Genomic DNA, 13,448 nt, shown 5'->3' on the forward strand with positions numbered 1-13,448 from the left:
AAAACAAGAACAAGGAACAACATGAAAGACAGCATCCGCTTCATCCTCAACGGCGAGGACATCACGCTGAGCGATGTCCACCCCTCCGAGACGCTTCTCGATTTTCTGCGGTTGAGGCGCCGGCTGACCGGCACGAAGGAAGGATGCGCAGAGGGTGATTGCGGCGCCTGCACGGTGCTCGTCGGCCGGTTGCTCGACGGCAAGCTCTTCTATGAGACGGTCAATGCCTGTATTCGCTTCTTAGGATCGCTGAACGGCACGCATGTCGTCACCGTCGAGCATCTGGCCGCCAGGAACGGCACGCTGCATCCGGTACAGCAGGCGATGGTGGACTCCCACGGTTCGCAATGCGGCTTCTGCACGCCGGGCTTCGTGATGTCGCTCTATGGCCTGTGGCTTTCCAACGAGAAGCCCGGACGGCCCGAGATCGAAAAGGCGCTTCAGGGCAATCTCTGTCGCTGCACCGGTTACGAGCCGATCGTCAAGGCGGCCGAAGCCGTCAGCCGCGCGCGTCCGAGCACGCTCTTTGATCCGCTCGAAAAGACCCGCTCCGAAATCGTCTCCAGGCTCTGGGCGATGCAGACACGCGAAACGATCACCATTGTTTCCGGCGAGGACCGGCTGATCGTTCCCGGCTCGGTCGAGGCGTTGGCGCGCGTTCTGGCCGATGAACCGCAGGCAACCGTCATCGCCGGTTCCACCGATGTCGGACTCTGGGTGACGAAGCAGATGCGCGCCTTGAGCCCCGCCATCTTCATCAATCACCTGAACGAACTGCAGGCGATCAAGACCACGGATGGCGGCGTGACGATCGGTGCGGGCGTCACCTATACCAAGGCTTTCGAAATCCTTGCGCCGAAGGTACCGACGCTCGGCAATCTCATCAACCGCATCGGCGGCGAGCAGGTGCGCAACATGGGTACGATCGGCGGCAATATCGCCAACGGCTCGCCGATCGGTGACAGCCCGCCGCCTTTGATTGCGCTCGGCGCCACGCTGAAGCTGCGCTCGGCAACGGGCACGCGCATGCTGCGGCTCGAGGATTATTTTATCGAATACGGCAACCAGGACCGCAAGCCTGGCGAATTCGTCGAGAGCGTCTTCATGCCCTACCCGGCCGAAGGCAGCCAGTTCGCGGTCTACAAGATCACCAAACGCCGCGACGAGGACATCACTGCCGTGCTCGGCGCCTTCTATCTAACACTCGACGAGGCAGGCGACGTCAACGACATCCGCATCGCCTTCGGCGGCATGGCCGGAACGCCGAAGCGCGCCCGCACCGTCGAATCCGATCTCATCGGCAAGCCGTGGAACGAGGAAACCGTCGACAGAGCACGCGACGCCTTCGACGCCGATTTCCAGCCGCTGACCGACTGGCGCGCCACCGCCGAGTACCGGCAACTGACGGCAAAGAACCTGCTGAGGCGCTTTTACCTGGAAACGGTTGGAACGCCAGTGGAATTGAAGCGGTTCGAGGGGGTGGCGTGATGACGATCATCAACATCGCCGCAAGCAGGCCCCCTCATCCGGCTGCCGCCACCTTCTCCCCGCCGGGTCCGTCATGCTCGGGCTTGAGCCGAGCGTCCACGTCCGAGCGGCTAGAGTGGACACCAAACGCCAGTGCAGGCAACTCGGAGGAGCCATCTGATGGATAAATCCACCTTCGACACCGCCAAGGTCATCATCAGCGGTCCCATGCACAGCGCACTGAAACATGATTCAGCGCATAAGCATGTCACCGGAACTGCCGATTATATCGACGATATTCCGGAACCCGCGGGCCTGCTGCACGGCGCGCTCGGAATGTCCGACCGCGCCCATGCCGAGATCCTCAGCATGGACCTTTCCGAAGTCCGCCGGCACCCCGGCGTCGTTTGGGTCTTCACCGGCAAGGACGTGCCGGGCGTCAACGACGTCAGTTCAAACGGCAGCCATGACGAGCCGCTGCTTGCCGAAACCGAGGTCGAGTTCCACGGCCAGCCGGTCTTTGCGGTGATCGCCGAGACCCGCGATGCAGCACGGAAGGCCGCACAGAAGGCGAAGATCGAGTATCGCGATCTGCCGCACTGGAGCGATATCGACGGCGCGCTCGAAAACGGCAGCCCGCTCGTCATCGCGCCGATGACGCTGCAGCGCGGCGACGCCAAGGCCGAGATGGACAATGCCCCGCACCGGCTGAAAGGCCAAATGCGCATCGGCGGGCAGGAGCATTTTTACCTCGAAGGCCACGTCGCCATGGCGATCCCCGGCGAGGACGACGAGGTGACCGTCTGGTCCTCCACGCAGCACCCGAGCGAAATCCAGCATATCGTCGGCCACGTGCTGAACATTCCGTCGAATGCCGTTACGGTGAATGTGCGCCGCATGGGCGGCGGCTTCGGCGGCAAGGAAACGCAGGGCAACCAGTTTGCAGCGCTTGCCGCCATTGCCGCCAAAAAGCTGAAACGTGCCGTTAAATTCCGCCCCGACCGCGACGAGGACATGAGCGCCACCGGCAAGCGCCACGACTTCCTGGTGGATTACGAGCTCGCCTTCGACAATGAAGGCCGCATCCACGCCGTCGACGCAACCTACGCGGCGCGCTGCGGCTTCTCGTCGGACCTGTCCGGCCCGGTGACGGACCGCGCCCTCTTCCATGCCGATTCCAGCTATTTCTATCCGCATGTGCATCTGACCTCGATGCCGCTGAAGACGCATACCCCCTCGAATACTGCCTTCCGCGGTTTCGGGGGGCCGCAGGGCATGCTGGGAGCCGAGCGCTTCATCGAAGAGATCGCTTATGCGATTGGCAAGGACCCGCTCGAAATCCGCAAACTGAACTTCTACGGTCAGCCCGGTTCCGGCCGCACGACGACGCCCTACCACCAGGAAGTTGAAGACAACATCATCCTGCGCATCGTCGAGGAATTGGAGGAGAGTGCCAATTACCAGGCCCGCCGCAATACCATCATCGGTTTCAACCGCGACAGCCGCTTCATCCGCAAGGGCATTGCGCTGACGCCGGTGAAATTCGGCATCTCCTTCACGATGACCGCCTTCAACCAGGCGGGCGCCCTGGTGCATATCTATCAGGACGGTTCGATCCATCTGAACCATGGCGGCACGGAGATGGGCCAGGGCCTTTATACCAAGGTGGCGCAGGTGCTGTCCGACAGCTTCCAGGTCGATATCGACCGCGTGAAGATCACCGCGACGACCACCGGCAAGGTTCCGAACACGTCTGCGACCGCCGCCTCCTCCGGTTCCGACCTGAACGGCATGGCCGCCTATGACGCTGCGCGTCAGATCAAGGAGCGGCTCGTTGCCTTCGCCGCAGACAAATGGAGCGTCGATCCGGCAGAAATCGTCTTTTTGCCGAACCGGGTGCGCGTCGGCGAGAAGGAAGTCCCCTTCCCCGATTTCATCAAGCAAGCCTATTTCGCCCGCGTGCAGCTCTCGGCAGCGGGCTTCTACAAGACGCCGAAAATCCACTGGGATCGGGCAGCAGGGCGCGGCACGCCGTTCTATTATTTCGCCTATGGCGCCGCCTGCAGCGAAGTCTCGATCGACACCCTGACCGGCGAATACCTGATCGACCGCACCGACATCCTGCACGACGTCGGCCGCTCGCTGAATCCGGCGATCGACATCGGCCAGGTGGAAGGCGGCTTCGTGCAGGGCATGGGCTGGCTGACGACGGAAGAACTCTGGTGGGACGACAAGGGCCGGCTGCGCACGCATGCGCCCTCGACCTACAAGATCCCGCTTGCCTCCGACCGGCCGAAGATCTTCAACGTCGGTCTCGCCGAATGGTCGGAAAATGCCGAGCCCACCATCGGCCGCTCAAAGGCCGTCGGCGAACCGCCGCTCATGCTGGCGATCTCCGTGCTCGAAGCACTCTCGATGGCGGTGGCCAGCGTCGCCGACTACAAGGTCTGCCCACGGCTCGACGCCCCGGCAACGCCGGAGCGGGTACTGATGGCGGTGGAGCGGATGAAGCGGGTGTGAGAGTGGCTGGCTTACTGATGCCTCAAGCCAAGGTGAATGAGCGGGGGAGCAAGACTGGCCCGGCTAGAGGCAGTGACTCCCTGCAATCAGCAGGCTGCGATAATTTCATATCAGTCTTCCCCCTTGTGAGGGGGGTGTCACGCAGGACAGAGGGGGGTGCTTTCGCGCCATGACGTCCTCTTTCCTCGCCTTCACGTCGGCTCACCCCGCCATCATCCTCATCGACATTGTCGAAACCCAAGGCTCCACGCCGCGCGAAGCCGGCACCTTCATGCTCGTCGCCGAAAATGCCACCTGGGGCACGATCGGCGGCGGGCAGTTGGAGTTCATGGTGATCCGCAACGCACGAGACCTGCTTATAGGCAGCGGCAGGGCGACCATGAATATTCCGCTTGGGCCGGAGATCGGGCAATGCTGCGGCGGGCGTGCTGAGTTGCGGTTCCGGCGGGTGACGGATGATCTGATGACAGAGCTGAAAGCAAGGCAGGCCGAAGAAACGTCACGCTTTCCGGAGGTCTATGTTTTCGGCGCAGGCCATGTCGGCCATGCGCTCGCGGCCGCACTTGCGCCGCTGCCGCTCTTCGTGACAGTGGTCGAGACGCGTAAGGAAGAGCTTGCAAACCTGCCATCGGAAGCGAAGACGCAGCTTACGCCGATGCCGGAAGCGCTGGTGAAGGAGATGCCCGCGGGCTCCGCCGTCGTCATCCTGACGCACGACCATGCGTTGGACTTTCTGATCGCCCGCGAGGCGCTGGCGAGAACCGATCTTGCCTATACCGGCATGATCGGCTCGGCCACGAAACGGGCAACCTTTGCAAACTGGCTTTCGCGCGAAGGCGGCGAGCGGAACTGGCTCGACCGCCTCACCCTGCCGATCGGCGGCTCGGTTGTCAGGGACAAGCGGCCGGACGTGATCGCCGCCATGACCGCTGCCGAAATACTGACGGCACTTTCGGCCTATCGGCAGAGATCGCTCTCGTGACGGGGATCGCGCCCGTCCAGGAAGCCAAGATCGCGCTTTACACGATCGGGAATGCCGTCGAGATCGAGCCGCGACGGGTGGAAGATCTTGCCATAGGCCCACCCTGTCACGCCTGAAACAAGTGACAAAAGCGAAAGATTGACGAGATTTGTGTTCTCTTCGATAGCATGGCAATCCATGACGTCACCCTTGTTCAACTGATGCTGAGGCTTGCAGATTGCCGCTAAAAATGTTGCAATTCCAATCGAACAACCGTCTATGTGCATAAAGAGAACTTATCCATGAAGCTGTCGAAACAGTTCCCGCTGAATGCGCTGCGCGTCTTCGAAGCCGTGGCGCGGCTTCGCAGCTTCACGAAGGCGGGCGAAGAGCTCGGCATGACGCAGACGGCTGTGAGTTATCAGGTGAAACTGCTGGAGGAGAGTATCGGCGAACCGCTGTTCCTGCGCCGCCCGCGCCAGATCAGCCTGACGGATACCGGCGAACGGCTGGCGCCGAGGGTGACGGAAGGTTTTGCCATCCTGAGCGAAGCAGTCGCCTCCGTCAGCGCCGCAGCAGAAGAAATGCTGCTTATCCACTCGACTCCGACCTTTGCGGCGCAGTGGCTGGCGAGACATATAGGCTCGTTTCACCTGAAATATCCGAGCACTGCCGTAAGATTGAAAACCTCAGACACGCTGATCGATTTTTCGCGCGAGTCCGCCGATCTCGCACTCCGCAGCGGCAAAGGCAACTGGCCGGGCCTGCGTTCCCATATGCTGATGAAGGTGACGTTTACGCCGATGCTGGCGCCCGCATTGGCCGAGTCGATCGGCGGCATCCATTCACCGGCCGACCTGCTGAAGCTGCGGCTGATCGATGCCGGAGACCCTTGGTGGCTCCAGTGGTTCACCGAGGCCGGCGTACCAAACCCCGATCTTGCCGGTCGTCCTCGCTCAAGGCTCGGCGCGCAGTCCTTTGAAGCAAGTGCCGCAATTGCCGGCCAAGGCGTTGCGATCCTGACGCCGGAATTTTATTCGGACGATCTCGCCGCCGGCAGGCTCTGCCAGCCCTTCGACCTCGTCTGCTACGACGGCGCCGACTACTGGCTCGCCTATCCGGAAAGCCGAAGGAATGTGCCGAAGATCAGGGCCTTCCGGAACTGGATCATCGGCGAGATGGACGCGCACGCTCTCTGAGCGGCGCTCAATAGCCCATTTCCGGCGCGTAAAAGCAGCGCGGCGTGTCCTCGTTCGGGAACAGGCAGAGGTGATATTCGCCATCGCCGGATTGCATCGCCTTCGTCATCGGCAGCATGAAGACATGCGCCCGCGTCACCAGCCGGTGGTCGCCGGGCAACAGCGTCACCCGATACCCTCTGGGCGTCACCTTGACGCTTTTCGAAGGAATCATCTGGCAATCGCCAGTATGGTTGTCGCCATTGCAACAGAAGGGTTCGTAAGACCAACCCGCTGGCGCGTCGTGGGCACTTACACTCGACGCGAACGCAATCATCACACCTGCCAGAATGCTGCGCATGGGCATCTTCTCCGTCGATGAATGCGCCGCCTCAATGCGGTTTCCACCTCATCCTGGCGGCCCATAATGGTAATTGTAACCGAATCGTGACATTTCAAGGATCACTAAATTCTGCAGTGCAACATACTCAAACCAGACTTGCTGCCTTAAACCGTCCGCAACTTTCAATGACCTCACGGTCACATAATCCATGCTGACGGAGACCGAATTGAGGCTTGTCGTGCGGAAATGCGTGACGGCAATGCTCTCGGGGGCAGCCTCAATCGCGGCCGAAAGATCGGTGTTACCCGTTTGAGACGCTCGGCAGAGCTCGACTTTTTGGCAGCCCTGCTTCGATCAAGCCACCCCTGACGATTAAACTGCCAGGAATTTCACAGAAATGAATTGCGCGGACAGCAAATCCTCTGCCTTCATAATAATCGAGGGAAACAATCGCCGATGCGTGCTCCTCGGCAAGCAAGCGGCGGACGTCTTTCCCCTTCCCTCCCGCAGCAACTTTCTGCAATGTGGCGAGTCGGAGGAAGACAGGGGAACTGAATGTATGAATATGCCATAGCGTGGGAATGGCTGGCTTTTGCGACACGCTGGTTTCACGTCATCACCGCGATCGCCTGGATCGGCTCGTCCTTCTATTTCATCGCGCTTGATCTCGGGCTGGTGAAGCGTCCGCATCTTCCGCCGGGCGCCTATGGCGAGGAGTGGCAGGTGCATGGCGGCGGCTTCTACCACATCCAGAAGTATCTGGTGGCGCCGGCGCAGATGCCGGAGCATCTGACCTGGTTCAAATACGAAAGCTACTTCACTTGGCTCTCCGGCTTCCTGATGCTCTGCATCGTTTATTACGGCGGAGCCGACCTCTTCCTCATCGACCGCCATGTGCTGGACATCAGCGCGCCTGTCGCGATCCTGATCTCGCTCGCCTCGCTGGCCGTCGGCTGGATCGTCTACGACCTGCTCTGCAAGTCGCCGCTCGGCAAGAACACCTGGGGCCTGATGGCGGTGCTCTATGGCGTGATCGTCTTCATGGCCTGGGGCTATACGCAGCTCTTCACCGGCCGCGCCGCCTTCCTGCATCTCGGCGCCTTCACGGCGACGATCATGTCGGCCAACGTCTTTATGATCATCATCCCCAACCAGAAGATCGTCGTCGCCGACCTTATCGCCGGACGCACGCCGGATCCGAAATACGGCGCGGTCGCCAAGCAGCGCTCACTACACAACAACTACCTGACGCTGCCAGTCATCTTCTTCATGCTGTCGAACCACTATCCGCTGGCCTTCGGCACCGCCTTCAACTGGGTGATCGCAGCCCTCGTCTTCCTGATGGGCGTCACCATCCGCCACTGGTTCAACACGACGCACGCACGCAAGGGGCGCCCGACCTGGACCTGGATCGCGACAGTCATCCTCTTCATCATCATCATGTGGCTTTCGACGGTGCCTGAGGTGCTGACCGGTGGAAGCGAAACGGCTGCCGTCGCGCCGGCCTTCCAGCAGTTTGCTGGTGATCCCCACTTCCCTGCGGTCAAGGAGGTGATCGGCACGCGCTGTTCGATGTGCCATGCCGCCGAGCCAGTCTATGAGGGCCTTGCCCGGCCGCCGAACGGCGTCATCTTCGAAAACGACGCGGAAATCGCCGCCCATGCGCGTGAAATCTATATACAGGCAGGCCGCAGCCATGCCATGCCGCCCGGCAACGTGACGGAGATCACGTCGGACGAGCGGAAACTGCTCGTCGCCTGGTTCGAAAGCGCAGTCGAAGGCAAACAGCAATGATGACGAAACTCCTGCGCGGGCGCCTGCTCTCGTTCAAGCGCGCGCCCCTCAGCGTCACTGATACGGACAGCTACCGCTACGAGAGCGACGGCGGCCTGCTGATCGAGGCAGGCAAGATCGCGGCGATCGGCGCCTATTCCGACATCAGGAAGAAGGCTCCGGCAGATGCGGTCGAGATCGACCACCGCCCATACCTCATTATGCCGGGCTTCATCGACACGCATCTGCATTTTCCGCAGATGCAGGTGATCGCCTCGTACGCAGCCAACCTGCTCGAATGGCTGAACACCTACACCTTCCCGGAAGAATGCCGCTTCGTCGAAACCGCGCATGCCGAAAAGATCGCGTCGCATTTCTACGACGAACTGGCCCGCCACGGCACGACGACGGCTGCCGCCTATTGCTCCGTCCATAAGACCTCCGCCGACGCCTACTTCTCGGAGGCCATGCGCCGCAACATGTGCATGGTCGGCGGGAAGGTGATGATGGACCGCAATGCCCCGCAGGGCCTGCTCGACACGCCTGAGATGGGCTATGAGGAAACGCGGCAGGTGATTGCCGACTGGCACGGCAAGGGCCGAAACCACGTCGCCATCACCCCGCGCTTCGCCATCACCTCGACGCCGCAGCAGATGGCGGCGGCCCAGGCTCTCGCCCAGGAATTTCCGGACCTGCACATCCAGACGCATCTTTCGGAAAACCACGATGAGATCAGGTTCACCTGCGAGCTTTATCCGGACGCGATCGACTACACCGATATCTACGCCCGCTACGGCCTGCTAGGCCCGAAGAGCCTCTTCGGCCACTGCATTCACCTCTCCGAGCGCGAGGCAGATGCCATGAGCGAAGCCGGTTCGGTTGCAGTCCATTGCCCGACCTCGAACCTCTTCCTCGGCTCCGGCCTCTTCCCGCTGAAGGCACTGGCGCGCCGCGAAAAAACCGTCAGGATCGGCGTTGCGACCGACATCGGCGGCGGCTCCAGCTATTCGATGCTGCGCACCATGGACGAAGCCTACAAGATCCAGCAGCTCCTCGGCGAGCGCCTCAACCCGCTCGAAAGCTATTATTACATGACGCTCGGCAACGCCGAGGCGCTCTCGCTCGCCGATAGCATCGGCACCCTGGATGAAGGCACGGACGCCGATCTCGTCGTCCTGAACGCCGCGGCAACGCCTGCCATGGCGTTGAAGATGGACGTGGTGAAAACGCTGCCGGAAGAACTTTTCCTGCTCCAGACGATGGGCGACGACCGGGCGGTCGCGGAGACTTATGTGGCGGGCGAGGCAGCGAAGAGCAACCTCACTCTCTGAAGCAGACAAACTGGACATTCTCGCGCGCTGATCGATGCTTATGAGGCGTCACACTCTCCAATCCATCTGCCCGACCCAGTGGCCGCCATTCTATTTACGCATGCATCAACAGGGCTTGAGCTGCAAGGACCTTCAACCGATGCTCGGCAGCCTTGGACGCGTGGCGGAAATTCTCAATCGCAGGCGATCCCTCTCGCTTGAAATGATCCGCCGGCTGCATGAGCATCTCGAGATTCCGACCGACATCTTGATCCAGCCGATCCGTACCAACAACACGGCATAGGATATCAATACGACCAGCTTTTCTTCAAAGCCTCCATCACTGCGCGGATGATCGGGACATTCCTAATGTCGGAGTGAACGACAAGCCAGACTTCGCGCGTCAGCGGCTTGGGCTCCCGAACGGCCTTCACGAGGCCATCCAAGCCGGCAAGGAGGAAATTCGGCAGGAGGGCGACACCGCCGCCGGCCCTCGCGGCGGAAAGCTGGAACTCGAGGGTGGTGGCCTTGATGGACAGTTTTCGCCCATTCGCCACCTCGAGCAGGCGAGTTGACTGCGGCGAGCTCGACATGGTTTCGTCATAGGCGATGAAGTTCCAGTCCTCTTCCGGCACACAAGCCAGATAAGTTGGCGCCGCATAGAAGCCAAAAGCCACGTCGCCAAGCTTGGTGATGGTAAAGTCGCCCTGTTCCGGCTTCGTCATGCGGACCGCGATGTCCGCCTCCCGCCGGTCGAGCGAGGCGTATCGCGTCTCGCCGACAATGGTGATGGCGATGTCCGGATGGTTGCGCCGGAGCTCGACGAGCGGCCCGGCAAGCAGCGCGGCCGCAAGCGTCGGCGGTGCGCTTACCTTGACATCGCCGGCAAGCCTGCCGCCGGCAGCAAGGCTCACACGTTCGATCGCCCGCGCCTCCTCCCCCATGCGCTCGGCCATCGCCGCGACCCGCTGCCCCTCAGCCGTCAGCGATATGCGCCGTCCGCGCCGGTCGATGAGCTTCACGCCCATCTGCGCCTCCAGGCCGGCGACGCGGCGGGCGACCGTCGCATGCTCCACGGCGAGCGAGCGGGCAGCGCCGAGCAAAGTGCCAGTCTGCGCCAGGGCCGCGAAATAGCGAAGATTTTCCCAATCGAACATTGATCATTTTTTCCCATCAATTGGCAGACAATAGGGAATTTCCGATCAACAGGCCATCGGCCATGATTGCTGCGACAGCAAACCGGAGCACAGTCATGGACAAAATCGTTACACTTCAGGCGCCGGGCGGTATCGAGCAATTGCAGGTCCTGGAGCACACACCGCAGCAGCCTGGCCCCAATGAGATCCGCATACGGCATGAAGCGATCGGCATGAATTTCGTCGACATCTACCATCGGAAGGGCATCTATCCCTTGCCAGCCTATCCGGCAGTCCTGGGCGTCGAGGGCGCGGGCATCGTAGAGGCTGTTGGTACCGGCGCCGTCGAGGTGAAACCGGGTGACCGCGTTGCCTATGCCGGCGTGGTCGGCGCCTATGCCGCAACGCGCCTGCTCCCCGCCGCGCGCGCCATCCGACTTCCGGACGAAATTCCATCACGCCTCGCCGCAAGCTCGATGCTGAAGGGCATGACTGCCTACATGCTGCTGACGCAGACCTACAAGGTCGCCCCCGGCACGATCGTCCTCGTGCATGCGGCAGCCGGCGGGCTCGGCGCCATTCTGGTTCAATGGGCAAGGCATCTCGGAGCAACGGTTATCGGGACCGTCAGTTCAGCGCAAAAGGCAGTGCTCGCCTGCAACCATGGCGCCGACCACCTGATCGTCGGGCGCGATGCGGATGTCGTCGGCGAAGTGAAGCGGCTGACTGGCGGCCGCGGCGTTGATGCCGCCTATGACGGCATCGGCGGCAGCATGCTGTCCAAGACCATCCAATGCCTGCGGCCATTCGGCGTCGCCGCAACGATCGGCCAGGCCGGCGGCCCGATACCGCCTGTCGCTGTCGAGGAGCTGCGCCCCGGAAAATCTCTCGCCCATCCGAGCATCATCGCCTATGTCGCCGACCTCGATAACTACACAGGGGCGGCCAAAGCCGTGGTCGAGATTCTGCGTTCCGGCATCACCGCAACGATTGCCGGAGAATACGCTTTGCCCGACGCCGCCAAGGCGCAGCAACTCCTCGAAGAAGGACGTGCTGCGGGTAGTCTCATTCTTGTTCCATAGGCGACGAAAGAGATACCCAACAGCTTGGAAATCATGTTAAGGGCCACGGCACTATCCAGATGCGAAAGTCTCGTCCATGGCCACTCCTCTCACCATCGCTGACCTCAAGCAACTCGCCCAGCGCCGCGTGCCGAAAATGTTCTTCGACTATGCGGATTCCGGTGCCTGGACGGAGTCGACCTATCAGGCGAATGAGAGCGATTACGCCAAGATCAAGCTGCGCCAGCGCGTACTCGTCGACATGACGAACCGCACGCTGGAAACGACGATGATCGGCCAGAAAGTCTCGATGCCGGTGGCGCTCGCGCCAACCGGCTTGACGGGCATGCAGCATGCCGACGGAGAGATGCTGGCTGCCCGCGCGGCCGAGGAATTCGGCGTTCCCTTCACGCTCTCGACCATGAGCATCTGCTCGATCGAGGATGTCGCCTCGGTGACGACACGGCCGTTCTGGTTCCAGCTCTATGTGATGAAGGACAAGGACTTCGTCATGGACCTCATCAATCGCGCCAAGGCGGCCAAGTGCTCGGCGCTGGTGCTGACGGCTGACCTGCAGATCCTCGGCCAGCGGCATAAGGACCTGCGCAACGGCCTCTCGGCCCCGCCGAAATTCACGCCGAAGCATATCTGGCAAATGGCGACGCGCCCCTTCTGGTGCCTCGACATGCTGAAGACGAAGCACCGCACCTTCGGCAACATCGTCGGCCACGCCAAGAATGTTTCCGACCTCTCCTCGCTGTCTTCCTGGACGGCCGAGCAGTTCGATCCGCAGCTCTCCTGGGCCGACGTCGCCTGGATCAAGGAAAAGTGGGGCGGCCCGTTGATCATCAAGGGCATTCTCGATGTCGAGGACGCGAAGGCCGCAGCCGAGACGGCGGCCGACGCAATCGTCGTCTCCAACCATGGCGGCCGTCAGCTCGACGGCGCCCCTTCCTCGATCAGCATGCTCCCGCAGATCGTCGATGCCGTCGGACATAAGATCGAGATCCATCTCGACGGCGGCATCCGCTCCGGCCAGGACGTGCTGAAGGCCGTGGCGCTCGGCGCCAAGGGCACCTATATCGGCCGTCCCTTCCTCTACGGCCTCGGCGCCATGGGCAAAGAAGGCGTGACACTGGCGCTCGGCATCCTCCGCAAGGAGATGGACATCACCATGGCGCTCTGCGGCAAACGCGACATCAACGACGTCAACTCCTCAATCATCGCCGGGAGGCAGTAGCGCTCGCAAGTGAGAAGCCTACTCAGAAGAGTCACGAATCCCAGGATCGCTGTCGCGATGGCTGGCTCATTGACGACACGGTCTGAAAAACCACGGCTTTAAGCCATGTTGCGTTTTTGAGGCCATATTTGATGTCGAGTTCATCGCGGTGACGGCTGCCGAGAGCTAAGCTCCGATAGATCTGACTCCGGAACTTTCTGAAGGCGCGGTGTCGCATGTGTGTTGGCGGCTCAGGGTCAACGCACGCGAACAAGCTTAGCCTTGGCCGGATTGCGCCCAGGAGCGGACATCATTGTTCGTCCGCTCGACATTCCTCTTCTACGTTTCAAGTGGCTGTCAGTATCATTAGCTCATCGGGCTCTTGGAAAAGACCAGTCCGAACCCGAGCGCGATCATTGCGAATCCTGAAAACTCGCGGATGCGCCGGAACGCGCCGGATGAAGATCGGGAAGGCCGCCG

General features: G+C 61.5%; 12 protein-coding genes. 9 read left to right on the forward strand and 3 right to left on the reverse strand.

Annotation, left to right across the window (positions count from 1 at the left end; genetic code table 11):
* The first annotated feature begins 21 nt into the window (after positions 1 to 21).
* The 3 genes from xdhA to xdhC all read left to right on the forward strand — a co-directional run bounded on the left by xdhA (position 22) and on the right by xdhC (position 4,969).
* A complete protein-coding gene (xdhA, locus tag QA644_RS12705; RefSeq protein ID WP_074069117.1) occupies positions 22 to 1,488 on the forward strand; it encodes a xanthine dehydrogenase small subunit in 1,467 nt (488 codons plus the stop codon).
* 159 nt (positions 1,489 to 1,647) lie between these two features.
* Positions 1,648 to 3,987 (forward strand): xanthine dehydrogenase molybdopterin binding subunit, encoded by a 2,340-nt coding sequence (gene xdhB / locus QA644_RS12710; protein ID WP_283068759.1) that lies wholly within the window; start codon positions 1,648 to 1,650, stop codon positions 3,985 to 3,987.
* 169 nt (positions 3,988 to 4,156) lie between these two features.
* Positions 4,157 to 4,969, forward strand: a complete 813-nt coding sequence (gene xdhC / locus QA644_RS12715) for a xanthine dehydrogenase accessory protein XdhC (RefSeq protein ID WP_283068761.1) — start codon at positions 4,157 to 4,159, stop codon at positions 4,967 to 4,969.
* Here xdhC and QA644_RS12720 read toward each other — a convergent pair.
* Positions 4,945 to 5,148, reverse strand: a complete 204-nt coding sequence (locus QA644_RS12720; protein WP_283068763.1) for a hypothetical protein — start codon at positions 5,146 to 5,148, stop codon at positions 4,945 to 4,947. The two genes, xdhC and QA644_RS12720, sit on opposite strands and share 25 nt — an antisense overlap.
* A 102-nt stretch (positions 5,149 to 5,250) precedes the next feature.
* Between QA644_RS12720 and QA644_RS12725 the strand changes: the two genes are divergently transcribed.
* Positions 5,251 to 6,147, forward strand: coding sequence for a LysR substrate-binding domain-containing protein (locus tag QA644_RS12725; RefSeq protein ID WP_194727640.1), 897 nt, complete (start codon positions 5,251 to 5,253; stop codon positions 6,145 to 6,147).
* Between the two features lie 7 nt (positions 6,148 to 6,154).
* Here QA644_RS12725 and QA644_RS12730 read toward each other — a convergent pair whose 3' ends face one another.
* Positions 6,155 to 6,487, reverse strand: coding sequence for a hypothetical protein (locus tag QA644_RS12730; RefSeq protein WP_022714113.1), 333 nt, complete (start codon positions 6,485 to 6,487; stop codon positions 6,155 to 6,157).
* A gap of 537 nt (positions 6,488 to 7,024) precedes the next feature.
* Between QA644_RS12730 and QA644_RS12735 the strand changes: the two genes are divergently transcribed.
* The 3 genes from QA644_RS12735 (at position 7,025) to QA644_RS12745 (ending at position 9,856) form a co-directional block, all read left to right on the forward strand.
* A complete protein-coding gene (locus QA644_RS12735) occupies positions 7,025 to 8,263 on the forward strand; it encodes a urate hydroxylase PuuD (protein ID WP_283068765.1) in 1,239 nt (412 codons plus the stop codon).
* Positions 8,260 to 9,573, forward strand: coding sequence for a guanine deaminase (gene guaD, locus QA644_RS12740; protein WP_283068766.1), 1,314 nt, complete (start codon positions 8,260 to 8,262; stop codon positions 9,571 to 9,573). Before QA644_RS12735 ends, guaD begins: the two co-directional genes overlap by 4 nt.
* A gap of 139 nt (positions 9,574 to 9,712) precedes the next feature.
* Entirely contained in the window at positions 9,713 to 9,856 is a 144-nt protein-coding gene (locus tag QA644_RS12745) for a hypothetical protein (RefSeq protein WP_246763190.1), read from the forward strand.
* A 4-nt stretch (positions 9,857 to 9,860) separates the two neighbouring features.
* On the opposite strand, the gene QA644_RS12750 is transcribed toward QA644_RS12745, so the two are convergent.
* The gene (locus tag QA644_RS12750) at positions 9,861 to 10,709 is read right to left on the reverse strand and encodes a LysR family transcriptional regulator (protein WP_283068768.1); all 849 of its coding nucleotides are present in this window, start codon (positions 10,707 to 10,709) and stop codon (positions 9,861 to 9,863) included.
* Positions 10,710 to 10,804: 95 nt separating this feature from the next.
* On the opposite strand from QA644_RS12750, the gene QA644_RS12755 reads away from it, so the two are divergent.
* The gene (locus tag QA644_RS12755; protein WP_283068769.1) at positions 10,805 to 11,770 is read left to right on the forward strand and encodes a quinone oxidoreductase; all 966 of its coding nucleotides are present in this window, start codon (positions 10,805 to 10,807) and stop codon (positions 11,768 to 11,770) included.
* 76 nt (positions 11,771 to 11,846) lie between these two features.
* Entirely contained in the window at positions 11,847 to 12,989 is a 1,143-nt protein-coding gene (locus QA644_RS12760) for an alpha-hydroxy acid oxidase (protein WP_283068770.1), read from the forward strand.
* Positions 12,990 to 13,448 lie beyond the last annotated feature (459 nt).

It is taken from the genome of Rhizobium sp. CC1099, assembly GCF_029714385.1.
Taxonomy (GTDB): domain Bacteria; phylum Pseudomonadota; class Alphaproteobacteria; order Rhizobiales; family Rhizobiaceae; genus Rhizobium.